Origin of the sequence: Candidatus Caldatribacterium sp. (assembly GCA_014359405.1) — a bacterium.
GTDB lineage: Bacteria > Atribacterota > Atribacteria > Atribacterales > Caldatribacteriaceae > Caldatribacterium > Caldatribacterium oleiphilum.
This window is the reverse complement of sequence record JACIZN010000012.1, coordinates 2,229-9,528: the sequence shown is the minus strand read 5'-3', so window position 1 is coordinate 9,528 and position 7,300 is coordinate 2,229. Positions and strand designations below refer to the sequence as shown.

Sequence of the window (7,300 nt, the reverse complement as noted above, 5' to 3'; positions counted from 1 at the left end):
GTGAAAAGCAGAGGAGGGATGCGAAGAGAAGAAACGTTTTCCTTTCGCCCCAGAAACACCTGGGTAGCACAGGCCACAAAGAACCACACGGCGAGCTGGTACGCACCGAGGTTGAAGTCAACGTCGACGAATCCATGGAGGAAGGCAAGAAGAAGGAGAGCAAGGAGAATTCCCGCAAGAGGAGAGGATTCCTTCCAGAGTTTTACGAAAAGCCCTCGGAAGAGGAAGTAGAGGAAAACCCCAAAGATAAGGATACCAAAGATTCCTCCTTCGATGAGAATCTGGAGGTAAAAGTTGTGCGTACTCCGGGTGAAGTAGGGGAAGGACCGGACCGAGTAGTACAGGGCCTCCCATCCCCCTCCGCCCCAGCCGCACAAGGGGCGCTCGGCGAAGAGCTTCAGACCATCCCGGTAGAACACAAGGCGCTCCCAGACGTTTCGGGTCCGGAGGCTGATATCAATGAGACGCTCTGCCTGCCGCCCGAGAAACCCAAGATGAACGGCAGAGAGAAAGAGCGCAGAGGCAGCAACAAAAAAGGTGCCCGCAAAGAGGGCAAACTTCCGTCTTGAAAGAGAAGCCACCCAGGTTTCAAGGGAAAGGAGGGCTCTGCGCAGGGCAAGGGAAAGAAATCCTCCCGCGAGGGAAAGACCGAAGAAGAAAAGGGGCTTTCCCGAAGCCAGAAAGCGCTCTAAGAAGGGGATAAGGGCAAAAAAGACCGGGACTATGGAGAGAAGGCTTGCCAGGAGGTTTCCTCGAGCATTTTGAGGGAGAATGAAAAGGGACACGAAAAGTACCAGAGCCACAACGAGCATCCCTCCACGGGAGTAGGTGAAGAAGAGTCCTTCAAGGACAAGAAAGGCGAAAAAGAACGCAAGGTTCTTCTTCCAGGTTTCCTCCTCGGGAAGGAGGACGACCCCAAGGAGGGCAAGGAATCCCATCCCAAAGTACGCTGAAGCGGTGTTCGGGTACTGGAGGGTGGCGTGGAGTCTTCCTCCCACAAACATTTCGAAGAAGGACATCCCAAGAGTTCCAGAATTTCCCTGCAGCCCTCCAAAGGCCTGGATAAGTCCAAGGATTACAAGGATAACGTTATTTGCTCCAAAAAGGAGGAAAAAGGTACCAAAGGGAAGAGGAATCTCCACGGAGGACAAAAGGAGAAAGAAGAGCACGTAGGTACCCCAGTTGACGAATTCCTGGTGGGCAAGACCGTGGTGGGCAGCGAAAAAGACGTTGAGCCCGTAGAGGAGGACGAAAAAGAAAAGGAAGAGGGAAAAACGGGGGACTTCAAGGGAAAAGCGGCGCACCAGGCGAAGAATCCCAAGGAGAATTCCGACGACGCAAATTACAAGAAGGAAAGGGTACCGTTCCAGGCGAAAGTAGAGACCCCGGTAGTAAGGTGCAAGGAGGGTCAAAAGGAAAAGGACCCCAAAGAGGATTTGCTCGAGGATAGAAAGTTCCTTGGGAGGTGGAGCGGTCTTTTTTTCTTTCTTTTTTGCCTTTGAAGCCATGATTTTTTCGCCCTCGGAGACTATGATACCACATGGGTTGTCCTTTTTGCTCTGGCTGAGCTTTTTGCGACCGAGGTTCATTGCCCGGGGGAACCCAGGAAGGTGGCCTTGATTACGGTGGCCAATAAGCTCCCGCAGCAGATCTTTGCCATCTTAAAGAGTAGGGTTCCCTATGACCCCTATTACTTGAGGGAAGAAAAAGGAATCTTGCCCTTCAGGGGACTTGATTTTTGACACAAAACATTGCGAAACCCCGTTTTTTCTCACTTGGTGAAGTAATCTGAGACTGCTTCGTCGCTTTGCTCCTCGCAGTGACGGGGAAAGAAATCCTTGCAAGTGACGTTTCTGTTCCGTTGCTGCAAGCGAGGCGATCTGAGATTGCTTCACAGGCGAAATAGCGAGTTCGCGTTAATATACATGATGCGGTGGGGGAGACTGCTTCAGAAGCGAAACCACGACCTCGCGGTGACCATTGGACGTCGTGGGCAAAAATTTACCCTCAGGTTATTGACAGACAAATTGTGCTTTTGTAATAATTACAGTAGCTTATATTGAAAACGTTTTTACGAACACGTTACTCATTCCGTTCTCTCTAAAGGAGGGGATGTCCTTGGGCAAAGCAAAGATTTCCATCGGAAGCTGGGCCTACGCTATCGGTCCCTACGCGAGTCACCCGGTACCCCTTGATGAAGTCATCATGCGCCTCTCAGAGCTTGGCTTTGATGGCATTGAGCTTGGAGGTTTCAAGCCCCACGCCCATCCTGACCTTTACCCCACAAAGGAAGACCGTAAAAAACTCCTTGGACTCCTTGAAAAGTACCGCCTTGGAGTCAGTGCGTACGTAGCGGATCTCTGGAGTTTCCCTTTCGCAAGTGGTGATCCCAAAATCGTTCAGGCCTATGAGGACATGTTCGACCGTTCCCTCGAGTTCTGTGCAGATTGCGGTTTCACCAAAATCCGTGTGGACACCGTAACCGGTACACCTTTTCCAAAGGACTGGGACTACAAGGAGACCTGGGAGCGGGTTGTGGCGATGTTCCGGAAATGTGCGGATAAAGCCAAGGACGTAGGTGTCATGGTGGTCTGGGAGTTTGAACCGGGATTCATCTTCAACAAACCCAGCGAGATAAGGAAAATGCATGATGATGTGAACCGGGAGAATTTCAAGGTTCTCCTTGATACGAGTCACGCCCAAATGTGCGCTGTTGTTGGGGCAAAGCAGACCGAGCCCAAGGAGACCCTCCCTGGTGGCATTCTTGAGCTTGTGGAGATGCTTCGGGGCCGTATCGGCCATGTGCACCTCATAGATTCCGACAATACCCTGCACGACGATGAGACGAGCACTCATGCTCCCTTTGGGACCGGGTATGTCGACTTTGAGAAGGTCATTCCGGCAATTGTGGCAAGTGGCTACACTTCAGATTGGTGGTGCATTGATCTCTGCTTCTGGCCCAACGCCTGGGATATCACTGCCGATTCCATTCGATTCCTGCGGGATCTCTTTGCCAGGCTTGGCATGGCATAAGGAGGGAGACCATGGTTCCCAAAACGATGAAGGCCTGGGTATTCTACGAACCGGAGGTCATGAAGTTCGAGGAAGTCCCGGTTCCAGAAATTGCCGATGATGAGCTCCTCATTCGAGTCCGTGCCTGCGGCATTTGTGGGTCCGATGTGGCGTACTACTGGGGCCTTTCCCCCCTTGAGACGCCAACAGGCAAGGGACCCCTCATTCTGGGACATGAATTCTCCGGTGAAGTGGTCAGAGTGGGGAAGGTTCCGGCAGAGCGAAAACTCTTCTCGGTGGGCGATCGGGTAACAGTGAATCCGGTGCAGTACTGCAACGCCTGTGAAGTGTGCTACCGGGGGTTCGTCAACCTCTGCGAGAATAAGAAAGTCCTTGGGGTCTCGACAAATGGCGCCTTTGCCGAGTACGTTGCCTCTCACTATACTCATGTGTACAAGCTTCCTGATAATGTCTCCTTCAAAGCCGGGGCTTTCGTGGAACCCCTTGCCAATGCCGTGTACGGGGTGAAGAACCTCCAGGTTGGCTTTGGAAATACCGTGGTGGTCTTTGGTCCTGGAGCTATCGGTCTTTCCGTTGTGGCCCTGGTCAAGCGCAGCGGCGCAGGTAGAGTCATCCTTGTCGGTACCCAGGATTTCCGGCTCCAGGTGGGGAAGGAAATGGGAGCCGATGAGCTCATAAACGTCCGGGATACCTCTTCGCCCTACTACACCTCGAATGTCGTCGAGCGCATTGCGGAGCTCACGGGAGGACGGATGGCGGATCGGGTCATCGTGGTGACCGGAAGCAAAGAGGCGATGCAGCTTGCTCTTGAAGTTTCTGGACGCCGTTCGAACATCGTGTACTTCGGTCTTCCCGGGGCAAAAGACGTCATTGAGGTTCCTGCCCTTTCATCCATCTTCTGGGATAAGAATATTCGCTTCTCCTGGCTTGCGCCTTTCACCTGGGTTGAGGCCATCCAGAGTATCGCCGGAGGCCTTGTGGATGCAGAGCGTCTTGTGACCCATACCTTCTCTCTTGAGAAACTCATGGAAGGCCTGCAGGTTGCCCGGGAGAAGAAGGGGAATCCCTTGAAGGTTATGGTAGTCATGGAGTAGAAGTTTGAGAAACGCCTTGAGTGAGATCCCATGAGGCAGAGAACGCATCGGGTAACCATGAAAGACGTAGCGAAAGAGGCAGGAGTGGCTCTCTCGACGGTGTCGCGCTTTCTCAATGGTACGGCTCCGGTTTCCCCCAGGACCCAGCAGAAGATTCTTGAAGCCATCAAGCGGCTGAACTACCGTCCGGACCTCACGGCCCGAAACCTCAAAAGACGCCAGACAAAAACCCTGGGCCTTTTCGTCCCGGACATTACAAATCCCTTCTACGCGGAGCTTGCCCGGGGTGTTGCGGATGTGGCCAGGGAGTCCGGATACAGCGTCATCCTCTATGCGACTTCTTACGAGAGGGACCTTGAAGAGGATTTTGTGGAGCTCGTGGAGCAGCACCAGGTGGATGGGGTGGTCATCTCGTACAGCTTCATTAACGAACGCCTCTGGAGACGTCTTGAGGAAAGCGGTGCTCCTGCAGTCCTTGTCGATGTGTACCCCGTGAGTAGCCGGTGGCCCTCCGTGGTTGTGGACAACGAGAAAGGAATCGAGAAAGCCCTGTCCTACCTTGTATCCTTGGGACATACCGAAATCGGTTACCTGAGTGAGCCTCCATACGTTCTATCCCTTGTGAAGAGGCAGCGGGCTTTTCTGAACTTCATACGACGGAAAGGGTTGTCCATCCGGGATGAGTGGGTTCTTGTGGAGAAGACCCAGAGGAACCGGGTGGAGATTGGCTTTGCTCTGGGGAAAAAGCTCCTTGAGGCTCCAAGGCTTCCCACGGCAGTTGTGGCAAGTTCTGACCTTGTGGCCGTTGGAACGCTCAAGGCTTTTTTGAGTTCGGGAGTTCGCGTTCCCGAGGATATATCGGTTGTGGGTTTTGACGATATTCTCTTAGCTTCCTACGTCCATCCGTCGCTCACGACCGTGCGTCAGCCGAAGTACGAGATGGGTAGAACTGGAGTGGAGTATCTGCTACAATTTTTACAGGGAAAGAGAGAGTGTCCTCCGCTGACGCTTATTGAGCCTATCCTTGTGGAACGCGATTCCTGTCGAGGGAGGGGGTGAGAGAAGACAGGAATTCCACGGTTTCTGTTCTTCGAGAGCCTTCTTGAGCGAACAATTCCTTGAAAGGAGGGTATAGGCATGAAGAGGATCATTTTTGGAGTGCTCGTTGTGTTCCTTCTTGGACTTGTCCTTGGAGGGGTAGCCCTTGCAGAGGAAGAGGTTACCCTCACCATCACCTGGGCAGCCTGGGCTCCAATGGACACCCTCATTGCTCTGGCGGAAGACTTCACCGCAAAAACCGGAATCAAGGTAAAAGGTGACCCGGTTCCCTGGCCGCAGTACCACGATAAGGTCTTTACGGAGTTTGCCTCAGGGAAAACGAGCTTCGACATCGTCCTTCCCGATTCCCAGTGGCTCGGTGAAGCCGTCGTCGGAGGGCATCTCCTCGACATCACCGACTGGTTTAACGAGCACGTAAAGAAAGAGGATTTCTACGAGACCTTTATCAAATCCTTCTGTGAGTACCCTGACGGGAGCGGCCGCTACTACGGTGTTCCTGCTTTGGGAGACTTCTTCGGAATGTGCTACCGCACTGACCTCTTCAATGACCCCGAGGAGCAGAAGGCTTTCCGGGAGAAGTACGGATACGCCCTGAAAGTTCCCGAAACCTGGAGCGAGCTCAAGGACATTGCCGAGTTCTTCACCCGTCCGGAGAAGAACCTCTACGGAGTCGCGCTGTGGCACGCCCCGATTCCGACGGCAGGACTCACCGATGAGTTCCTTGCGGTCTTCTGGTCCTTTGGGGCAGAGCTCTGGGACCCGGTGACCAAGCGGGTCAAAGGGTACCTGAATAGTGAGGAAGGAAAGGCTGCTGCCCGGTACTGGGTCGATATCTACAAGTACTGTCCTCCGGGTTCGGCAAACTACAGCATGGACGAGGCCAATACCGCCATGCAGCAGGGACTTGTGGCCATGATGGGAACCTACCTCGCATTCTATCCAGGCCTTGTGGACCCCAACCTCTCCCTTGTTTGGGATAAGGTGGACTTCTTCCCGACTCCACGGGAGAAGGAGTGGTACGTCCAGCTCGGTGGTCAGGGTATGTCCATTTCCGCCTACACACCCTACAAGAAGGAAGCCCTTATGTTCCTTGAGTGGTGGCTCTCCCCGGAGACCCAGTGGAAGTGGGCTCAGGCTGGAATGTTCAGCTGCATGAAGCCCATTGTTGAGGACGATAAGTACCTCGAGTACGCTCTAGTGAACAAGGTTGCCCGTGTGAGCTACCCGCACCTTAAGGACTACTGGGAGATTCCCGAGTACAACGAGATGGGCACGGTCATGGCAGAGATTCTCAACGCTGCAATCCTCGGCAAGTACACTCCAGAAGAGGCCATGGACCTCATTGCTGAAAAACACGAGGAAATTCTCGAGCGAGCCGGCTACTACCGCTGAAAACCTGCTGCCCCCCTCTCGGGGGGCAGCTTCTTGAAAAGGGAGGGAGAGCTGAGTGGATGTTCGCAGTACCTGGGCAAATCGTGTGACCGATCGGGGGATGCTCTACCTCTTTCTCCTCCCCACCTTTGGCCTCTTGCTCTTTCTTGTCATTTTCCCTCTCATCTGGTCGCTGTACCTGAGCTTCTGTGAGTACTCGGCAAATGCGGCAAATCCCCCGGTGTTCATAGGTATAGAGAACTACAGTTCCCTTTTCCGGGAAAAAGAAGTCTGGGACCGTTTCGTCACCACCGGGAAGTTCGTCCTTCTTGCGGTGGCCGTTGAGTTCTTCCTTGGGTTTGGCATTGCCATGCTTTTGAACCGGGAGTTCTATGGGAGAGGGCTTTTGACGACCCTTTTTATCCTCCCCATGATGTTTTCTCCTGCCGTCATCGGGAAATTCTTCCGTTTCATGATGGACACGAACTGGGGCATCATCAATTACATTCTTGGGAGGCTTTTTGGTCTTCCTAAAATTGCCTGGACGACGAGTTACGAGTACGCTTTGTACTCTCTCGTCATCACTGACGTCTGGATATGGACGCCTTTCATCGTCCTTCTGAGCCTTGCAGGGCTCTCGAGTGTCCCCAAGTACCTCTACGAAGCGGCAGATGTCGACCGGGCTTCAGGGTGGTTCAAATTCCGCTACATCACCCTTCCGTACGTTGCTCCCATTCTCATAC

The 7,300-nt window shown here is 53.4% G+C and carries 5 protein-coding genes and 1 pseudogene (2 of these 6 only partly in view); 5 read left to right on the top strand and 1 reads right to left on the bottom strand.

Annotated elements, in window-relative coordinates; genetic code table 11:
* Positions 1–1,508 carry the 5' portion of an O-antigen ligase family protein gene (locus H5U36_01840; protein ID MBC7216922.1) on the bottom strand. 589 nt of this gene lie to the left of the window's left edge, so only the first 1,508 of its 2,097 coding nucleotides appear in the window; its start codon is at positions 1,506–1,508; its stop codon lies beyond the left edge, outside the window.
* 604 nt (positions 1,509–2,112) lie between these two features.
* Here H5U36_01840 and H5U36_01835 point away from each other — a divergent pair.
* The 5 genes and pseudogenes from H5U36_01835 to H5U36_01815 all read left to right on the top strand — a co-directional run.
* The gene (locus tag H5U36_01835) at positions 2,113–3,033 is read left to right on the top strand and encodes a sugar phosphate isomerase/epimerase (GenBank protein ID MBC7216921.1); all 921 of its coding nucleotides are present in this window, start codon (positions 2,113–2,115) and stop codon (positions 3,031–3,033) included.
* Positions 3,034–3,044: 11 nt separating this feature from the next.
* A complete protein-coding gene (locus H5U36_01830) occupies positions 3,045–4,127 on the top strand; it encodes an alcohol dehydrogenase catalytic domain-containing protein (protein ID MBC7216920.1) in 1,083 nt (360 codons plus the stop codon).
* Between the two features lie 30 nt (positions 4,128–4,157).
* Positions 4,158–5,186, top strand: a complete 1,029-nt coding sequence (locus tag H5U36_01825) for a LacI family DNA-binding transcriptional regulator (GenBank protein MBC7216919.1) — start codon at positions 4,158–4,160, stop codon at positions 5,184–5,186.
* 78 nt (positions 5,187–5,264) lie between these two features.
* Positions 5,265–6,578 (top strand): sugar ABC transporter substrate-binding protein, encoded by a 1,314-nt coding sequence (locus H5U36_01820; GenBank protein MBC7216918.1) that lies wholly within the window; start codon positions 5,265–5,267, stop codon positions 6,576–6,578.
* A 55-nt stretch (positions 6,579–6,633) separates the two neighbouring features.
* Positions 6,634–7,300 (top strand): annotated as a pseudogene (locus tag H5U36_01815) (sugar ABC transporter permease) (it continues 252 nt past the right edge of the window).

What these genes read in the sequence shown, in the direction of transcription:
- H5U36_01820 (MBC7216918.1), top strand. Translation starts at nt 5,265, where the DNA reads ATGAAGAGGATCATTTTTGGAGTGCTCGTTGTGTTCCTTCTTGGACTT.
- H5U36_01830 (MBC7216920.1), top strand. Translation starts at nt 3,045, where the DNA reads ATGGTTCCCAAAACGATGAAGGCCTGGGTATTCTACGAACCGGAGGTC.
- H5U36_01835 (MBC7216921.1), top strand. Translation starts at nt 2,113, where the DNA reads ATGTCCTTGGGCAAAGCAAAGATTTCCATCGGAAGCTGGGCCTACGCT.
- H5U36_01825 (MBC7216919.1), top strand. Translation starts at nt 4,158, where the DNA reads ATGAGGCAGAGAACGCATCGGGTAACCATGAAAGACGTAGCGAAAGAG.